We start from the raw sequence: 20,085 nt of genomic DNA, 5'->3' as shown, positions 1-20,085 counted from the left end.
CCGGGCCGGCCCCGGTCGGCCCCCTCTTTTGCGAACTGGATTGACCATGACCGATATCGACCGCGACGAGTTGCTTGCCCTGTTACTGGATGACGAAGGACTGGACGATGCAGCGCCAGCCACACCCAGCGGGCCGGTCCGCCGCACCGAAGATGGACCGGCGCCGCTGTCGTTCGCCCAGCGCCGTTTGTGGTTTCTTCAACAATATGACGTACACAGCCCGGCCTATAACTCGGCTCGTGCATTGCAGATTCAAGGCCAGCCGGATGTCCAGGCCTTGCAGGCCGCCCTGCGCCGACTGATCGAGCGCCATGCCAGCCTGCGCACGCGTTTCGTGCAGGTCGATGGGCAACCTCTGCAGGTCATCGATCCCGAGGTGGAATTTCATCTGGAATGCGTCGACCTGCCTGACGACACAGAGCTGCAAGCCGCCCTGCGCCAACGCGTCGCCGTACCCTTCGACCTGGGGCAGGCACCTCTGCTGCGCGCCAGTCTGCTGCGCTACCCCGGCGGTGCCGTGTTGCTGTTGTGCCTGCATCACATCGTTGCAGACGCCTGGTCGAACCCGCTGCTGATTGCCGACCTCGGCCAGGCCTATGCCGCTGCCCTGCAAGGCCACGACCGCGCCTTGCCGACACTGCCACTGGAGTACGCCGACTATGCGACCTGGCAGCGCGAGTACGTGGCCGGCCAGGCCGGCCGCCAGGCACAGGCCTACTGGCGTGATTATCTGGGCCAGGACGTGCCTGTACTCGAACTTCCCAGCGACCGACCGCGTCGCGCCGAACCGCGCCTGGAAGCGGCACGTCATGACCTTCGCCTGCCAGCCAGTTCGGCCCATGCACTGCGTGAATTCTGCCGATTGCAGCAGTGCTCGCCCTTCGTGGTGTTGCTGGGCGCCTGGCAGGTGCTGCTGGCGCGCTACAGCGGCCAGCGCGACTTTGCCGTCGGTGTGCCCAATGCTGCGCGCAGTCATGCCCAGGTGCAGAACATCGTCGGTTTCTTCGTCAACACCCAGGTGTACCGCGCACGGCTGGAGCCTGCGCTGACCACACGCGTACTGTGCCGCCGTTTGCGCGAGCAAAGCCGTATCGCGCTGGAGCAGTCGGATTTTCCCTTCGAGTGCGTCATGGACGGCCTGAACCTGAGCCGCGATCTCCACCACACGGCGCTGTTCCAGGTACTGTTCAACTTTCGCCATTCGCGGGACGCCCAGGCCCTGCATCTGCCCGGATTGCAGGTGCAGGTGCTGGACGTGGAACTGGAGAGTGCGCGTTTCGACCTTACCCTCGATGTCATTGCCAACCCTGACGGCATCGATTGCCGGCTGGAGTACGTCACTGCGCTTTATGACGCCGCGACCATCGCGCGCATGGGTGGGCACCTTGCCCAGCTCGTGCAGGGCATGGTCGCCGCGCCCGATCGGTCGGTGTTCAGCCTGCCGCTGATGGATGTTGCCGAGCTGTACCAATTGAGCGCCTGGAACGCGACCGACAGTGGCTACCCGCAGTATCCGAGCCTGCCTGCGCTGATCGCCGAACAGGTGCGTGCGACGCCCGATGCGTTGGCGTTGGTCCATGGCGATACGCGTTTGAGCTATGCCGAGCTGGATGCCCGCGCTAATCAGCTTGCCCATTGGCTGCATGGGCAGGGCGTTGGTCCGGATGTGCCGGTTGCCGTCTGTGCCGAGCGCTCGGTGGAATTGGTGGTGGCGTTGCTGGGCGTGATCAAGGCGGGCGGCGCGTATCTGCCGCTGGACCCGGAGCATCCGCGGGAGCGGCTGCAGGGCATGCTCGAGGACAGTGGCAGTCCGTTGTTGCTGACTCAGAGTGAGTTGGTAGAAAAATGGACGGGCGAGGTGGGTGTTTCCGTTTATGCACTGGAAGATCTGCCCCTGGGCAGCTTGCCAATGAGTGCGCCGGACGTTCTTATCAGTCCGGAAAACCTCGTCTACTGCCTCTACACCTCGGGCTCCACCGGCAAGCCCAAGGCCGTCGGCAATCGCCACGCCGGTCTGCTCAACCGCCTGCAGTGGATGCAGGCCGAATACGGGCTGACCTCCCATGATCGAGTGCTGCAAAAGACCCCGTACACCTTCGACGTATCGGTATGGGAATTCTTCTGGCCGCTGCTCAGCGGCGCCGCGCTGGTCATGGCACCGCCCGGTGCGCACCGCGATCCGCAAGCGTTGCGCGAGTTGATCGTCGAGCACGGCATCACTACGCTGCACTTCGTGCCGTCGATGCTGCAGGCGTTCGTGTCGGCGGGTGAGTTGCCGGCTTGCACATCGCTCGAACGCATCATCTGCAGCGGCGAAGCCTTGCCGGCCGAGCTGCAGCGCCAGGTGCTGGCGCAGACGTCCAGCGAACTGCACAACCTGTACGGCCCGACCGAGGCGGCCATCGACGTCACGGCCTGGGCCTGCCGCGAGGACGGTCGCAGCGTGTCGATCGGCCGTCCCATCGCCAATACGCAGATCCACATCCTCGATGCCGATCTCAATCCGGTACCCGTGGGTGTGGCCGGTGAGTTGTACATCGCTGGGATCAACCTGGCGCGCGGCTACCTGAGTCGCCCCGCGCTGACCGCCGAGCGCTTCGTCGCCAACCCCTACGGCACGCCCGGCTCGCGCATGTACCGCAGCGGTGATCTGGCGCGCTGGCGTACCGACGGTGCCATCGACTACCTCGGTCGTCTTGATCATCAGGTGAAATTGCGCGGCCTGCGCATCGAGCTGGGCGAGATCGAAGCGGTGCTGCTGGCTCACCCGAACGTACAGGAAAGCGTGGTCATCGCCCGTGACGAGAGACTCATCGGTTACTGGGTAGGCGGCGACACCGATGAAGCCGAACTCAAGACCCATCTAGGTCAGCACGTACCCGACTACATGGTGCCATGGCGCCTCGTACAGCTCGAAGCCATGCCGCTGTCGGCCAACGGCAAGCTCGATCGCAAGCAATTGCCAGCGCCCGAAGGGCAGGTCGCCGTCGAGGCCTACGTCGCACCGCGCAGCGAGGTGGAACGGGCCTTGGCGTCGATCTGGGCCGACGTGTTGGGCGTCGAAGAAGTGGGTGTCGTCGACAACTTCTTCGAACTGGGCGGCGACTCCATTCTGTCGTTGCAGGTGATCAGCCGGGCGCGTCAGGCCGGGTGGCAACTCAAGCCACGCGATGTGTTCGAGCATCAACACATCGCTGCCTTGGCAGCCGTCGCGGTGGCCTTGGACCACGCCCGTGTCGATACCAACCCGGTACAGGGCGAGGCGCCGATCACACCGATTCAGGCGCATTTTTTCGCCCAGGCGGTGCCCGTCCCCGGCCACTGGAATCAGGCGTTGCTGCTGCGGCCGCTGCAAACACTTCAGCCACAGGCGCTGGATCGGGCGCTGACGGCGTTGTACGTCCATCACGATGCTCTGCGCCTGCACTTTCACCGAGTCGAAGGCCGCTGGCGCGCACACCACGGGCAAGCTACGGCCTCGCTGCTGCAGTGCCAGAGCCTGGGCGACGCCGGCTCCGAGGCGATCACCGCGCTGTCTGAAACCGCCCAGCGTGGCTTCGATCTGGGCCAGGGTCCGCTGTTCAAGGCCGTGCTCATGGAACTGGGCGACGGCAGCCAGCGGCTGTTGCTGGTCGCCCATCACCTGGTGGTGGATGGGGTGTCCTGGCGCATCCTGCTGGAAGATCTGGCGCGGCTGCACACTCAGGCGCTGGCGGGTTTACCGCTTGAACTGGCTTCGCGCACGAGCAGCTTCAAGGCGTGGGGCGAGTACCTCGTCAATAAAGCGCGACTGGGGGTAAGCGAGGCCGAGCGCGACTACTGGCACACCTATGCGCAGACCCCGGCCGCTTCGCTGAACGTGCAGCATCCGCAGGGCAGTCGTGCCTTGGCTGACACCGCTCAGGTGCGCCTGCAACTCGATGCGGCGCGCACCCAGGCGCTGCTCGGCGCTGCTAATGGTGCTTATCACACGCGCATCAACGAGCTGCTGTTGACCTCGCTGGCGCAGACGCTGTGCCACTGGAGTGGCCAGTCGGCGGTGGACATCCTCCTGGAAGGTCACGGCCGCACACCCGACGCTGATGCGGATATGGACCTGAGCCGTAGCGTGGGTTGGTTCACCGCCCTGTACCCGCTGCAACTCACGCCTGGCAGTGACACCCCGGAGCAAGCCATCAAGGCGATCAAGGAACAGCTGCGTGCGGTGCCGGGCGAGGGGCTGGGTTATGGCGTACTGCGCTACCTCGACCAGAGCCAGCTCGCAGAGCAGCTGGCGGCCCGGACGGCCCCGCAGGTCACCTTCAACTACCTCGGCCAGTTCGACCCGGGTCGTTCGGCCGGTGGCCTGTTCGCCTGGGCCGATGAGCCCCTGGGTGCTTCCCTGGACCCCAGCGCCGGGGCCGACAGCGAATGGGTGGTGACCGGCCAGGTGCGTGACGGCTGCCTGCACGTGAGCTGGCGCTACGGCGTCGAGCGTTTCGATACGGTCGTGGTGCAAGCCTTGGCGCAACGGTATCTAGCGACATTGGCCGGGCTGATCGACCATTGCCTGAGCCCTGGGGCCGCGGGCGTCACGCCGGCGGACTTTCCCCTGGCGCAGCTGACTCAGGCGCAACTGGACGCCCTGCCGGTCGCCGCGACCGACCTTGAGGACCTGTACCCCTTGTCGCCGCTGCAGCAGGGTTTGCTCTTTCATGCCCTGCAAGGCGGCACCCACAGCACCTACGTCAATCAGGTCAGCGTGCCGCTGAGCGACGTGGACGGCCTGCGCTTTGCGGAGGCCTGGGAGCGTGTCACCCGCGAGCACGCGATCCTGCGCGCCGGTTTCGTCTGGGACGGCGATCTGCCGCAACCGTTGCAATGGATTCATCGCCAGTTGCCTTCGCCGGTGCAGCACCTGGACTGGCGCGCACGCCCTGCGCAGCAGGTGCGCCTGGACCTGGCCGAACTGGCCGACGCCCAGCGCGACCAGGGCTTCGACCTGCGTCAACCACCGTTGCAGCGGCTCTTGCTGGTGCGCCTGGGCGAACGAGATTACCAACTGATCTGGACCCGCCATCACATCCTTCTCGACGGCTGGGCCACCGCGCGAATGCTCGAAGAAGTGCTCTTGCATTATCGCGGCGAGTCGCCGCTGCCGAGCGCGAGCGCCTATCGCGATTATCTGGCCTGGCTGGCACGTCAGGATGGGCAGGCGAGCGAGGCGTTCTGGACCGACCAGCTGCGTCACCTGGATGCGCCGACGCGATTGGCCGACGCCTTGCCGGCAGTGCCCGAGCAGGCGGGGCACGGCGATCTGCGCCTGCACGTGGACGAGACGACCACCGCGGCACTGGCGGCGTTCGCCCGACGTGAGCGGGTGACCCTCAACACGTTGGTGCAGGGTGCCTGGAGCCTGCTTTTGCAGCGCTACACCGGGCAACGCAGCGTGGCCTTTGGCGCCACCGTGGCCGGCCGCCCAGCCGCGCTGGCCGATGCCGAGCGCATGCTCGGGCTGTTCATCAACACCTTGCCGGTCATTCAGGCGCCCGGCCCGCAGCGTTTGTTAAGCGAGTGGCTGCGCGAGCTGCAATCGCTCAACCTGACACTTCGCGAGCACGAACACACGCCTCTGTTCGATATCCAGCGCTGGGCCGGGCAGGGTGGCCAAGCGCTGTTCGACAGCGTGCTGGTGTTCGAAAACTATCCGGTGGACAGCGCCTTGCGCAGCGGCAGTGGCGTGCGGTTCGGCCAGGTCATTTCGCGGGAGACCACCCATTACCCGCTGACCGTGGTGATCCATGCCGGCGATACCCTGAACGTGCAACTGAGCTATCTGCTGAGCGCTTTTGCGGCGGACAGCGTGGCTCGGATCGGCGAGCATTTGCGCATTCTGTTGCTGGCGATGGCAGCCCCGGCGCTGGACACTGCTTCGCTACGCCTGGGCGAGCTGCGTCTGCTCGATGCGGTGCAGCAACGGCAATTGTCGGACTGGAACGCTACGGATGTCCGGTATCCGTCTTATCCAAGCCTGCCCGCGCTGCTTGCCGAACAGGTGCGCGTTACACCCGATGCGCTGGCGTTGGTCCATGGCGACACGCGTTTGAGCTATGCCGAACTCGATGCCCGCGCCAATCAGCTTGCCCACTGGCTGCAAGGGCAGGGTGTTGGTCCGGATGTACCGGTTGCGGTGTGTGCGGAGCGCTCGGTGGAGTTGGTGGTGGCGTTGCTGGGTGTGATCAAGGCCGGCGGTGCGTACTTGCCGCTGGACCCGGAGCATCCGCGGGAGCGGCTGCAGGGCATGCTCGAGGACAGTGGCAGTCCGTTGCTGCTGACTCAGAATCACCTGATGGAAAAATGGCCGGGCGAGGCGGATGTCCCTGTTTATGCGCTCGAAGATCTGCCCCTGGGCGGTTTGCCGATGAGCGCGCCGAACGTTCTTATCAGCCCTGAAAACCTCGTCTACTGCCTGTATACCTCAGGCTCCACCGGCAAGCCGAAAGCCGTTGGCAATCGACACGCCGGGCTGCTCAACCGACTGCAATGGATGCAGGCTGAATACGGTCTTATCGCCCATGACCGGGTGCTGCAGAAAACCCCGTACACCTTTGATGTGTCGGTATGGGAGTTCTTCTGGCCGTTGCTCAGCGGCGCCGCATTGGTCATGGCGCCGCCCGGTGCACACCGCGATCCGCAAGCACTGCGCGAGCTGATCGTAGAGCACGGCATCACCACGCTGCACTTCGTACCGTCGATGCTGCAGGCGTTCGTGTCGGCAGGCGAGTTGCCAGCCTGCACCTCGCTCAAGCGCATCATCTGCAGCGGCGAAGCCCTGCCGGCCGAGTTGCAGCGCCAGGTGCTGGCGCAGACGTCCAGCGAACTGCATAACCTGTACGGCCCCACCGAAGCGGCCATCGACGTCACCGCCTGGGCCTGCCGCGAAGACGGCAGTAGCGTGCCCATCGGCCGTCCCATCGCCAACGCGCAGATCCACATCCTCGATGCCGATCTCAATCCGGTGCCGGTCGGGGTGGCGGGCGAGTTGTACATCGCCGGCGTCAACCTGGCGCGCGGCTACCTGGGTCGCCCCGCACTGACCGCCGAACGCTTCGTCGCCAACCCCTACGGCGAGCCCGGCTCGCGCCTGTACCGCAGCGGCGACCTGGCGCGCTGGCGCGAGGACGGCGCCATCGACTACCTCGGTCGCCTCGATCACCAGGTCAAATTGCGCGGCCTGCGTATAGAACTGGGTGAGATCGAAGCGGTGCTGCTGGCCCACGCTGCGGTGCGTGAATGCGTGGTGGTTGCCGCAGACAACCAACTGCTGGGCTACTGGGTCGGCGACGCCGTCGATGAGGCCGCGCTTAAATTTCACCTCGGCCAGCACGTTCCTGAGTACATGGTGCCGTGGCGACTGCTGCAACTCGAAGCCATGCCGCTGTCGACCAACGGCAAGCTGGATCGCAAGCGCCTTCCGCAGATCGAGGTTCAGGCCGTCAAAGGGCATGTCGAACCGCGCACTGACGCCGAACGCGACCTGGCAAGGATCTGGTCCGAAGTGTTGGGCGTGGCGCGGGTCGGGGTGACGGATGACTTTTTCGAGTTGGGCGGGCATTCGCTGCTCGCGACCCGTCTGGCTTCGCAGATCCGCCACCAATTGGGCGTACAGATTCATCTCGGCGCGGTGTTCGATACGCCCACCGTCGAGGCGCTCGCTCGGCACCTGGAGCACATTCCGGCGCACGCCCCCGAAGAGGAGGTGGACGCCATGACCCAATTGCTGAACGAACTGGAGCGCATCGAATGAACGACCTGAGCCAACCCCACGGCCCGAGCCTGCGCGACGATCCGTTGCGCCCGTTGGCGGAACGGTTCAACGCGCTTCCAGCGCCAAAGCAGCGGATATTTCTGCAACAACTGCGCGCAAAAGGCATCGACGCCCGTCGCTTGCCGATCGTCCCGGCACCTCCCGAGGCGCAATCGCCGTTGTCCTACAGTCAGAAGCGGCTATGGCTGCTCTGGCAGTTGGAGCCGACCGCCAGCGCCTATCACATCACCGGTGGCCTGCAACTGTCTGGCGAGCTGAACGAGGCCGCTTTGCAGGCGGCGATTGCCGACATCGTGGCCCGACACGCGGTGCTGCGCAGCGACTTCCCCACTCAGGACGGCGAACCGGTGGTGCGCGTGCACGACGTCGATGCCTGCACCGTGACGCTGAGCCGCGAAGACCTCAGCGACGTATCGGTGTCGGCCCGCGATGCAGCGTTGGCGCGTTTGGCGCAAGAGCAGGCCACACGACCGTTCGACCTGACCCAAGGCCCCTTGCTGCGTTTGTGCCTGGTGCGTTGCGAGGCCGAGCGGCATGCCTTGCTGGTCACCTTGCACCACATCGTTGCCGATGGCGTCTCGGTCGAACTCTTCGTCGAGGAATTGGCGAGCGGCTACGCCCGCCGTCTGCGGGGCGATGCCGATGCCTTGCCCAGCTTCGAGATTCAGTACAGCGACTACGCCCGTTGGCAGCGCCTGTGGCTGGAAGCGGGTGAGGGCGAGCAGCAACTGGCGTACTGGTGCGAGCGCCTGGGCACCGAGGAACCGGTGCTGGAGTTGCCGGTGGATCATCTGCGGCCCGGCTTGCCCAGCTACCGCGGCGCCCGGGTCGGCAAAGCCTTGCCCGACGCCCTCAGCCAGCGCCTGCGCCAGTTCGCCCGTGCTCAGCACGCCACGCCGTTCATGGTCCTGCTGGCGGCTTACGGGGTGTGGCTCGGCCGGCTGTGTGGTCAGTCGCAGTTGCGTATCGGCATTCCGGTGGCCAATCGCACGTCCCCAGCCACCCAGGGTTTGATGGGCTGCTTCGTCAATACTCAGGTCTGGCCGCTGCAGGTGTCGCGGCAAGCATCTTTCGTCGACCAGCTCAAGGCCGTGCGTGAACAGGCGTTGCAGGCTCAGGCTCACCAGGACGTGCCCTTCGAGCATCTGGTCGAGGCGCTGCAACCGGCGCGCAGCCTGGGCCGCAACCCTTTGTTCCAGGTGCTGTTCAACCACTTGCAACGTGGCGACCGTGAGGTGGAGGCGGGCGGCCTGGTGTTCGAGCGTCTGGAGCAGACGGCCCAGACCGCGCAGCTGGACCTGGCCCTGACCACCGAAGAAAACCCTCAAGGTCAGATCACGGCGACCTTCAGCTACGCCACCGACCTGCTCGAGGCGGCCACCGTGCAGGCGTGGCACGCGCACTTCGTGCACCTGCTCGAACAGGTGCTGGAACAGCCCGAGCGCGCGCTGCATGAACTGGCGCCGCTGACACCGGCCGAGCAGGCGCAGTTGAGCACCTGGAACGCCACTCAGGAAGACTATCCGTCCTACGCGAGCCTGCCAGCGCTGATCGCTGAACAGGTGCGCGCTACACCCGATGCGCTGGCGTTGGTCCATGGCGACACACGTTTGAGCTATGCCGAGCTGGATGCCCGCGCCAATCAACTGGCCCACTGGCTGCAAGGACAGGGTGTCGGGCCCGATGTGCCCGTTGCGGTGTGTGCCGAGCGTTCGGTGGAATTGGTGGTGGCGTTGCTGGGTATGATCAAGGCGGGCGGCGCGTATCTGCCGCTGGACCCGGAGCATCCGCGGGAGCGGCTGCAGGGCATGCTCGAAGACAGTGGCAGCCCGTTGTTGCTGACTCAGAGTCACCTGATGGAAAAATGGCCGGGCGCGGCGGATGTTCCTGTTTATGCGCTCGAAGATCTGCCCCTGAGCGGTTTGCCGATGAGCGCGCCGGACGTCGTCACCGGCCCGGAAAACCTCGTCTACTGCCTGTACACCTCGGGCTCCACCGGCAAGCCCAAGGCCGTCGGCAATCGACATCTGGGTCTTCTCAACCGACTGCAATGGATGCAGGCTGAATACGGTCTTACGACCCGTGACCGGGTGCTGCAGAAAACCCCGTACACATTCGACGTATCGGTATGGGAATTCTTCTGGCCGTTGCTCAGCGGCGCCGCATTGGTCATGGCACCGCCCGGTGCACACCGCGATCCGCAAGCGTTGCGCGAGCTGATCGTTGAGCACGGCATCACCACGCTCCACTTCGTGCCGTCGATGCTGCAAGCATTCGTGTCAGCGGGCGAGTTGCCGGCCTGCACTTCTCTCAAACGCATTATCTGCAGCGGCGAGGCCCTACCGGCCGAGTTGCAGCGCCAGGTGCTGGCGCAGACGTCCAGCGAACTGCACAACCTGTACGGCCCCACCGAAGCGGCTATCGACGTCACGGCCTGGGCCTGCCGCGAGGACGGTCGCAGCGTGTCGATCGGCCGTCCCATCGCCAATACGCAGATCCACATCCTCGATGCCGATCTCAATCCGGTACCCGTGGGTGTGGCCGGTGAGTTGTACATCGCTGGGATCAACCTGGCGCGCGGCTACCTGAGTCGCCCCGCGCTGACCGCCGAGCGCTTCGTCGCCAACCCCTACGGCACGCCCGGCTCGCGCATGTACCGCAGCGGTGATCTGGCGCGCTGGCGTACCGACGGTGCCATCGACTACCTCGGTCGTCTTGATCACCAGGTCAAATTGCGCGGCCTCCGTATCGAGCTGGGCGAGATCGAAGCGGTGCTGCTGGCTCACCCGAACGTACAGGAAAGTGTGGTCATCGCCCGTGACGACAGACTGATCGGCTACTGGGTGGGGGACGCGATCGACGAAGCCGAACTCAAGACCCATCTTGGCCAGCACGTGCCCGAATACATGGTGCCGTGGCGCCTCGTACAGCTCCAAGCGATGCCGCTGTCGGCCAACGGCAAGCTCGATCGCAAGCAATTGCCAGCGCCCGAAGGGCAGGTCGCCGTCGAGGCCTACATCGCACCGCGCAGCGAGGTCGAACAGGCCTTGGCAACGATCTGGGCCGGGGTATTGGGCGTCGAACAGGTGGGTGTCGCCGACAACTTTTTCGAACTGGGCGGCGACTCCATTCTGTCCTTGCAGGTGATCAGTCGGGCGCGACAGGCAGGGTGGCAGCTGAGCCCGCGAGACCTGTTCCTGCACCCGACCCTGGCCGCGCTGGCGCAGGCCGCACGTAGCGCCCGCCAGTGTGCCGAGCGGGTGCCGACCGTGGCCAGTGGGCCGGCGCCGCTGACGCCGATCCAGCACTACTTCTTCAGCCAGGACATTGCCCAGCCTCAGCACTGGAACCAGTCGGCCTTGCTGCGCCCATTGCAGGCCTTGCAGGCCGAGCCACTGCGCGCCAGCCTTGCGGCTCTGGCCGAGCACCACGCCAGCCTGCGTCTGCGTTACCACCAAAGTGCCGACGGCACTTGGCAGCAACGCTACACCGCGTTCACCCGCGACGAGCTGCTGGTGGAAATCGATGCCCCGGACGCCGAAACCTTCCTTCACGAGGCCGAGCGCCTGCAAGCCAGTCTCGACTTGAACGAGGGGCCCCTGTTGCGCGCCGCGTTGCTGGCGTTGAGCGACGGCAGCCAACGGTTGTTGATCGTGATTCACCACCTGGTGGTGGATGGTGTGTCCTGGCGCGTGCTGGTGGAGGACTTGCAGCACGCCTATCGGCAACACAGCGCCGGTCGGGTGGTGACGCTGGCGCCGGTGGGTGCCAGCTTCGGGCAATGGGGCGAACGGCTGCTGGCCTTCGCGCAAAGCCCGGCGCTGCTCGCTGAACTGGAATACTGGCGCGCGCAGACACAAGGGCAACCGGCTCAGGCCCTGGGTCGCGAAGGCCAGGCCGTGGAACACCGGCTGCGCCTGCCGGCCGAGCTGACACGCCGCCTGCACAAGGAAGCACCGGACGCCTACCGCACGCGTCTGGATGAACTGCTGCTGGTGGCCCTGGCCCGCGTGCTCTGCCGACACAGCGGTCAGACCTCGCTGAGCGTGGCCCTCGAAAGCCATGGCCGTGACGCCTTGCCCGCGCCCTACAGCGACGGCCTGGACATCGAGCGCAGCGTCGGTTGGTTCACCAGCCTGTACCCGGTGCGCCTGAGTCCGGGCCTGGGCGATCTGGGCACGGCCATCAAGGCGGTCAAGGAACAACTGCGCCAGGTGCCGAACAAGGGCATCGGCTACGGCGTGCTGCGTTATATGGGCCCGTCGTCCGCCCAGGCATCGCTCGCCGAGCAGGCCCCGCCACAGGTGATGTTCAACTATTTGGGCCAATACGACACCGGCTTCGATGCTCAGCGCCTGTTCACCCTGGCCAGTGAACCGCAAGGCCGGCAGCGCGACGACCAGGCGCCGCTCAGCCATGCGTTGACGGTCAATGCGCGCCTGGTGGAAGGCCAACTGCACTTCGATGCTCGGGCCGATGCCGGTCATTACAGCCCCTCGCAACTGGAGTGTCTGCTGGACGACCTGCGCGCCGAACTGAGCCTGCTCGCCGCCCACTGCCTGGCTCCGGAGAACGCGGCGCTGACACCTGCCGACGTGCCGCTGGCCGGACTGACCCAGGCCGAACTCGACGCCTTGCCCCTGGCCGCACGCGAGGTGGAAGACCTCCATCCGCTGTCGCCGCTGCAGCAAGGCCTGCTGTTCCACAGCCTGCAAGGCGATGCCCAGGCGGCCTACGTCAATCAGATCGATGTGGTGCTCGAAGGGCTGGATCTGCAGCGGTTCCTGCAGGCCTGGGACAGCACCGTGCAGCAGCACGCCACCTTGCGCAGCGTGTTCCTCGGCCAAGGCGAACTTCAGGCGCCGCTGCAGGCCGTTCTGCGCCGCTGCCCGGCCGTGGCTCAGGTACACGATGCCCGTGGGCTCAGCCAGCAGGCGCTGGACGACTGGGCGGCTGCAGAGCGCTCGAAAGGGTTCGACCTCACCTGCCTGCCGCTGCAACGGGTGCAGTTGTTGCAACTGGACGCCAACCGTTGCCGCATGATCTGGACCTTCCACCACATTCTGCTGGATGGCTGGAGCAGTGCGCGCCTGATCGGCGAGGTGCTGCAACGTTACGCGGGCGAGCAGCCGCTTGCGCCGCGCAGCCAGTATCGCGACTACATCGCCTGGTTGGGTACCCGCGACAGCGAGGCTGCGCAAGCGTACTGGCAGGCGCGCCTTGCTGCGCTGGACGGACCGACGCTGCTCGCTCAAAGCCTGCCGGCCCAGGACACTCAAGGTCTGAGCGATGCAACCGGTCATGGGGTGGTCCGCAGCGGCCTGTCGGCCCAGGACACCCAGCGCCTGCGCCAATTCGCCCGTCGCCAGCGGGTGACCCTCAACACCCTGGTGCAGGGTGCCTGGATTCTCTTGCTGCAAACCTACACCGGGCAGGCGCAGGTGGCGTTCGGCACGACCGTGTCGGGCCGACCCACGGCGCTCAACGATGCCGAGTCGGTGGTGGGGCTGTTCATCAATACCGTTCCGGTGATCGGCAGTGGCGAGCCGGGCGAAAAAGTGGGTGAATGGCTGCGCGAGCTGCAAGCCCGCAGCGCCGACGCGGGGGAGTACGAACACACGCCACTGGCGGACATTCTGCGTTGGGCAGGGTTGAGCGGGCAAAGCCTGTTCGACAGCCTGCTGGTGTTCGAAAACTACCCGGTCGACCACGCCATGCGCCAGCGCAGCGGTGTGCGTATCGAAGCATCGAGCACGCGTGAAGCTACCCATTATCCGTTGTCCGTGGCGATCTTCGCCGGTGACGCGCTGGACATCACCTTCGGCTACCGTCGTGATGCGTTTTCCGCGGTGCGCGTCGAGGCGCTGGTGCAGCACCTCAACAGCCTGCTGCTCGGCCTGATCGCAGACGCCCAGCAGCCGCTGGCGGCAATCAGTCCGCTCGGCAGCCTCGAATACCGCCAGGTCATGGCCTGGGGCACCTCGGACTACGCACCGCACGCGTTCATCAGTGTGCCGCAGCGCATTGCCACCCATGCCGCTGCCGATCCGCAGCGCGTCGCCTTGATCTGCGCCGGTGAGACCCTCACCCGTGGCGAACTGGAGTTGCAGGCCAACCGTCTGGCCCATGCCCTGATTGCCCGCGGCATCGGTGCGGAGATGCGCGTCGGCGTGGCGCTGCAGCGCTCCAATCGGCTGCTGGTGGCGTTGCTCGCCGTGGCCAAGGCCGGTGCCGCCTTTGTGCCGCTGGCGTTGGACTACCCCCGCGAACGTCTGGGCTATGTGCTGCAGGACAGTGGCATGAGCCTGCTGATCACCGAGCAGCGGGCGCTTGAGAGATTGCCTGAAACGCCGGGACTGCCGCTGCTGGACCTCGACCGCCAGGCGCTCGACGACTACAGCGAACACGCCCCCGAGGTCGATGTGCAGGCGCAGAATCTCGCCTACCTGATCTACACCTCCGGTTCCAGCGGCACGCCCAAAGGGGTTGCGGTCGCTCATGGTCCGCTGGCCATGCATTGCGCTGCCACCGCGCCGCTGTACGACATGAGCGAGGCCTCCCGCGAATTCCACTTCATCTCATTCGCGTTCGACGGCGCCCACGAGCGCTGGATGACCGCGCTGACCTGTGGCGCCAGCCTGGTGCTGCGCGACGAGGAACTGTGGTCGGCGGCGCGCACCCTGCAGACCTTGGCCGAACAGCAGGTCACCAACGCTGGCTTCCCGCCGGTGTACCTGACTCAGCTCGCCGCCGAAGCCCAGGCGCAGGGGCGGGCACCGGCGCTGGACCTTTATTCCTTCGGTGGCGAAGCCATGCCCCAGGCCAACTTCGAACGCATCCGCCGGACCCTGGCGCCGCGCACCTTGATCAACGGCTACGGGCCCACCGAAACCGTGGTCACGCCGCTGGTATGGAAGGTCGCAGCGAGCCAGGCCTGTCGGTCGGCCTACGCCCCCATCGGCCGACCGGTGGGTGACCGTCGTGCCTACATTCTCGACGCGCGCCTGCAACCGGTGCCGGCCGGGGTCAGCGGCGAGCTGTACCTGGGTGGCAGCGGCCTGGCCCGTGAGTACCATGACCGACCGGCGCTCAGCGCCGAGCGCTTCGTGCCGGATCCGTTCGGCGCGCCCGGTGCACGTATGTACCGCACTGGCGACCGCGTGCTGTGGGGCGCCGACGGGGTCATCGAATACGTCGGTCGCATCGACCAGCAGATCAAGATCCGCGGCTATCGCATCGAACCCGGCGAGGTCGAGGCCTGCATTCAGCAGCACCCCGAGGTCGAAAGCTGCGTGGTGCTGGCCCGGCCTTCACCGTCCGGTGTGCGGCTGGTCGCCTATGGCGTGGCCACGTCGGCGGCAGATGAGTCGACTCTGGAAGTGCGCGTCAAGCAGGCGCTGGCCGAGCAGTTGCCGGACTACATGATCCCGTCCCGCCTGCTGTGGTTGCCGCAATTGCCGGTAACGCCCAACGGCAAGCTCGACCGGGCCGCGCTGCCGATTCCTGATTGGCACGCGCAGAGCGGCGATTTCCTCGCACCCCAAGGGGAAGTAGAGACCGTGCTGGCAGGCCTTTGGCAACAGCTGCTGGGCGTGGAGCGCGTGGGCGCGAACGAAAACTTCTTCGAGCTGGGCGGCGACTCCATCGTCTCCTTGCAACTGGTCGGCAGGGCGCGTCTGGCCGGCGTGCTGCTGACGCCCAGACAGGTCTTCGAACAGCAGACGATTCGGGCCCTGGCCCAGGTTGCCAAGCGCCAGGCAAGTGTCGTCCAGGCGCAGGGGCCGGTCACCGGTGCAGCGACCTTGACGCCGATCCAGGCGTGGTTTTTCGAAAGCCCGATCAGCGCGCGGCAGCACTGGAACCAGTCCGTCCTGCTGCAGCCGACCGAACCACTGGATGCCACGCTGATCGAAACGGCCCTGCAGACCTTGGTGGCCCACCACGACGCCCTGCGCCTGCGTTTCGTCGAGGACGACGACGGGCACTGGCAGCAGTCTTACGCCGAAACGGCCACAGTGCCGCTGGACCAGTTGCAGGTCACCGACAGCGCGCAAATGACCCAGGCGTGCAGCCGCAGCCAAGCCCTGCTGAATCTGAGCGAAGGCCCGCTGCTGCGCGCGCTGCTGCTCGACACGGCTCAGGGGCAGCGCTTGTTGCTGGTGGCTCACCACCTGGTGGTGGACGGTGTGTCGTGGCGCATCCTGCTCGACGATCTGCAACGTGTGTATGAACAGTTGCAGGCGGGCCGGACGCCGGCGCTTGGGCACAAGACCAGTGCGTTCCAGCACTGGGGCGAAGTGCTCCTGGAGCAGGCGCCCGCGCGCCTGGTTGAGCTGGATTTCTGGCGCGCTACGGTTGCGGGTGGGGCCGTCAGCCTGCCGCTGCTGGACGCTGCGGGCAGCCGCCGTCGTGACCAGGTGCGCGAGTGTCAGGTGCGCCTGGCCGAGCCCCTCACGCGCCAGTTGCTGACCCAGGCGCCGCAGGCCTATCGCAGCCGCGTCGATGAACTGCTGCTCACCGCGTTGGCCCGCGTGGTCTTGCGCGCCACTGGCGGTCAGAGTGTGCTGGTGGCCCTGGAAGGTCATGGTCGCGAGGTCCCGGCGCAATACAGCGATGTCGACCTGAGCCGCAGCGTTGGCTGGTTCACCAGTGTCTACCCGGTGCGCCTGCACACCGACCCCGGGGCGGACGCCGGCGTGGCGATTCGCGGCATCAAGGAACAGCTGCGCCATGTCCCCGATCACGGTATGGGCTACGGCATCCTGCGCTACCTGGGCGAGCCGCAGGTGCGCGCCGAACTGGCTGCCGGGTCGCAACCCTCGATCACCTTCAACTACCTTGGCCAGACCGATCTGGGCATGGAGGGCCAGGGCTTGTTCCGCCTTGCCCGCGAGCGTGGCGGCGACGATCAGGCGCCCGATGCGCCGTTGGGCAACGAGCTGGTCATCAATGCCCAGGTGCGTCAGGGTGAGCTGCACATGAACTGGCAGTACAGCGGCGCGCGGCTCGCCTCGGCCTGGGTCGAACCTTTGGCCCAAGCCTGGTGCGATGAGTTGCAGCAGCTCATCGAACATTGCCTGAAGCCTGACGCACAGCGTTTCACGCCTTCGGACTTCGCCTTGGCCGGGCTGGATCAAGCGACGCTGGATGGCCTGCAACTGCCCGCCGATACCGAAGCGCTGTATCCGCTGTCGCCGTTGCAGCAGGGCATGCTCTTCCATGCCTTGCAATCGCCCGATGAAAGCCATTACCTCAACCAACTGAGCCTGGCCATCGACGGCCTGGATGCAGCCCGCTTCCAACAGGCCTGGGATACCACGGTCGCTCGCCATGACGTGCTGCGCACCGCGTTCCTCTGGGAAGGGTTGAGTCAGCCCTTGCAAGCGGTGCGGCGCAGCGTGCCGTCGGTGGTGCGCCTACTCGACTGGCGTGACCGGGGCGAGGGTGCGGTCGAGGCGTTGGCGAACGAGGAGCGTGACCAAGGCTTCGATCTGGCGCAGGCGCCCTTGCTTCGCGTGCTGCTGGTGCGCCTGGACGAGCAACGCTACCAGTTGATTCTCACCAGCCATCACCTGTTGCTCGACGGCTGGAGTTCGTCGCGGCTGATCGCCGAGGTGCTGCAGCACTATCGCGGCACGCCGCCTGCAGAACCGGCCGGGCGTTTCGTCGACTACGTGCAATGGCTGCAGCAACGCGATCTGGCCGAGCGCGAACGGTTCTGGCGTGAACGCCTGGTCGATCTGCACGAGCCGACCTTTCTCGCCAGCACGGTGAGCGGCGCGGGCGAGGGCGTGGGTCACCGCCAGCACCTCTGGCAATGCGATGCGGCGACGACCTCACGCCTGAGCGCCATCGCCCGCCGCGAGCGGGTCACCTTGAACACCTTGGTGCAAGGTGCCTGGAGCCTGTTGCTGCAGCGCTACAGCGGGCAGGCCACGGTGGCGTTCGGCGCAACGGTGGCCGGTCGCCCGGCGCAGTTGCCCGAGGCTGAACGCACGCTGGGGCTGTTCATCAACACATTGCCGGTCATTCAGACGCCGCTCCCTCGGCAGCCGCTGGGCGACTGGCTGCGGCAGTTGCAGGGCGTGAACAGTGCGCTGCGCGAACATGAACACACACCGCTGTTCGAGATCCAGGGTTGGGCCGGGCAGGGTGGCCAGGCGTTGTTCGATACGCTGCTGGTGTTTGAAAACTATCCGGTGGAACAGGCCCTCGGTGAGGCCAGCGGTTTGCGCTTCTCGCCCGTGCAGCGCCACGAAACCACCCATTACCCGCTGACTCTGGTGATCCATGCGGGCGCGCAGTTGCAGATCGAGTTCAGCTACCGCCAGGACACGTTCATCGAAGCCGATGTGCTGCGATTCAGCGAACACCTGGCCGGGCTGTTGCAGCAGTTCGAGGACAGCCAGCGTCCGCTGGCCAGCCTGACCTTGCTCAGTCCTGCCGAGGTCCAACAGATCGAAGCGTGGAACGCGACCGATAGCGGGTATCCGCAGTATCCAAGCCTGTCGGCGTTGATCGCCGAACAGGTGCGTGCCACACCCGATGCATTGGCGTTGGTCAATGGCGACACGCGTTTGAGCTATGCCGAACTCGATGCCCGCGCTAATCAGCTTGCCCATTGGCTGCAAGGGCAAGGCGTTGGGCCGGATGTGCCGGTTGCGGTGTGTGCCGAGCGTTCGGTGGAATTGGTGGTGGCGTTGCTGGGTGTGATCAAGGCGGGTGGCGCGTATCTGCCGCTGGATCCGGAGCATCCGCGGGAGCGGCTGCAGGGCATGCTTGAGGACAGTGGCAGTCCGTTGCTGCTGACTCAGAAGCACCTGATGGACGCCTGGGCAAGCGTACCGGTTTATGCACTTGAGCTTCTGCCGCTTGGCGGCCAACCCACGAATGCGCCGAACGTCGTCATCGGCCCGGAAAACCTCGTCTACTGCCTCTACACCTCCGGCTCCACCGGCAAGCCCAAGGCCGTTGGCAATCGACACGCGGGTCTGCTCAACCGACTGCAATGGATGCAGGCCGAATACGGGCTGACCGCCAATGACCGAGTACTGCAAAAAACTCCTTACACCTTCGACGTATCGGTATGGGAATTCTTCTGGCCGCTGCTCAGCGGTGCCGCACTGGTCATGGCACCGCCCGGTGCGCACCGTGATCCGCAAGCGCTGCGCGAGCTGATCGTCGAGCACGGCATCACCACGCTGCACTTCGTGCCGTCGATGCTGCAAGCGTTCGTGTCGGCAGGCGAGTTGCCTGCCTGCATCTCGCTCAAGCGCATCATCTGCAGCGGCGAAGCCCTGCCGGCCGAATTGCAGCGCCAGGTGCTGGCGCAGACGTCCAGCGAACTGCATAACCTGTACGGACCGACCGAAGCGGCGATCGACGTCACCGCTTGGGCCTGCCGCGACGACGGTGGCAGCGTGCCGATCGGTCGGCCCATCGCCAACACGCAGATCCACATCCTCGATGCCGATCTCAATCCGGTACCCGTGGGTGTGGCCGGTGAGTTGTACATCGCCGGCGTCAACTTGGCGCGTGGTTATCTGGGCCGCCCTGCGCTGACTGCCGAGCGCTTCGTCGCCAACCCCTACGGCGCGCCCGGCTCACGCATGTACCGCAGCGGCGACCTGGCGCGCTGGCGTGCCGACGGCGCCATCGACTACCTCGGCCGTCTCGATCACCAAGTGAAATTGCGCGGCCTGCGTATCGAGTTGGGCGAGATCGAAGCGGTGCTGCTGGCTCACCCGGCAGTGCGTGAATGCGTGGTCATCGCCAGCGACAACCAACTGCTGGGCTACTGGGTCGGCGATGCCGTCGATGAGGCTGCGCTTAAATTTCACCTCGGCCAGCACGTTCCTGAGTACATGGTGCCGTGGCAACTGCTGCAACTCGAAGCCATGCCGCTGTCGGCCAACGGCAAGCTGGATCGCAAGCGCCTCCCACAGCCCGAAGGGCAGGGCAGCACCAGCGCCCATGTCCCGCCGAGCACCGATGCAGAACGCGCCCTTGTGGCGATCTGGGCCGAGGTCTTGGGTCTGGAGCAGATCGGTGTCACCGACAGTTTCTTCGAGCTGGGCGGGCATTCGCTGAGCGTCATGCAGGTGCGCGCCCAGTTGCAGCAGCGTCACGGCTGTCACCTACCGATCAACGCTTTCTTCGATCACGTCACCGTGCAGAAGTTGGCCCGGCAACTGCCCAGCGACGTGTTCGCCGCAGCGGCCGATCACCGCGAGCGGCTGAACGACATGGCCCGCTGGCTGGATGAATTCGAGGTTTGA

2 protein-coding genes are annotated in these 20,085 nt (G+C 65.9%); both read left to right on the top strand.

The features are described 5' to 3' along the window. Positions 1–46: 46 nt before the first annotated feature. The gene (locus B2V21_RS16320; RefSeq protein ID WP_286917402.1) at positions 47–7,786 is read left to right on the top strand and encodes a non-ribosomal peptide synthetase; all 7,740 of its coding nucleotides are present in this window, start codon (positions 47–49) and stop codon (positions 7,784–7,786) included. Continuing rightward, a complete protein-coding gene (locus B2V21_RS16315; protein WP_286917401.1) occupies positions 7,783–20,085 on the top strand; it encodes a non-ribosomal peptide synthetase in 12,303 nt (4,100 codons plus the stop codon). The genes B2V21_RS16320 and B2V21_RS16315 overlap by 4 nt, the downstream gene beginning before the upstream one ends.

Source organism: Pseudomonas sp. UBA6276, assembly GCF_002438365.1.
Taxonomy (GTDB): domain Bacteria; phylum Pseudomonadota; class Gammaproteobacteria; order Pseudomonadales; family Pseudomonadaceae; genus Aquipseudomonas; species Aquipseudomonas coleopterorum.
The sequence above is the reverse complement of the archived record's forward strand: the minus strand, read 5'-3'. Positions and strand labels throughout refer to the sequence as shown.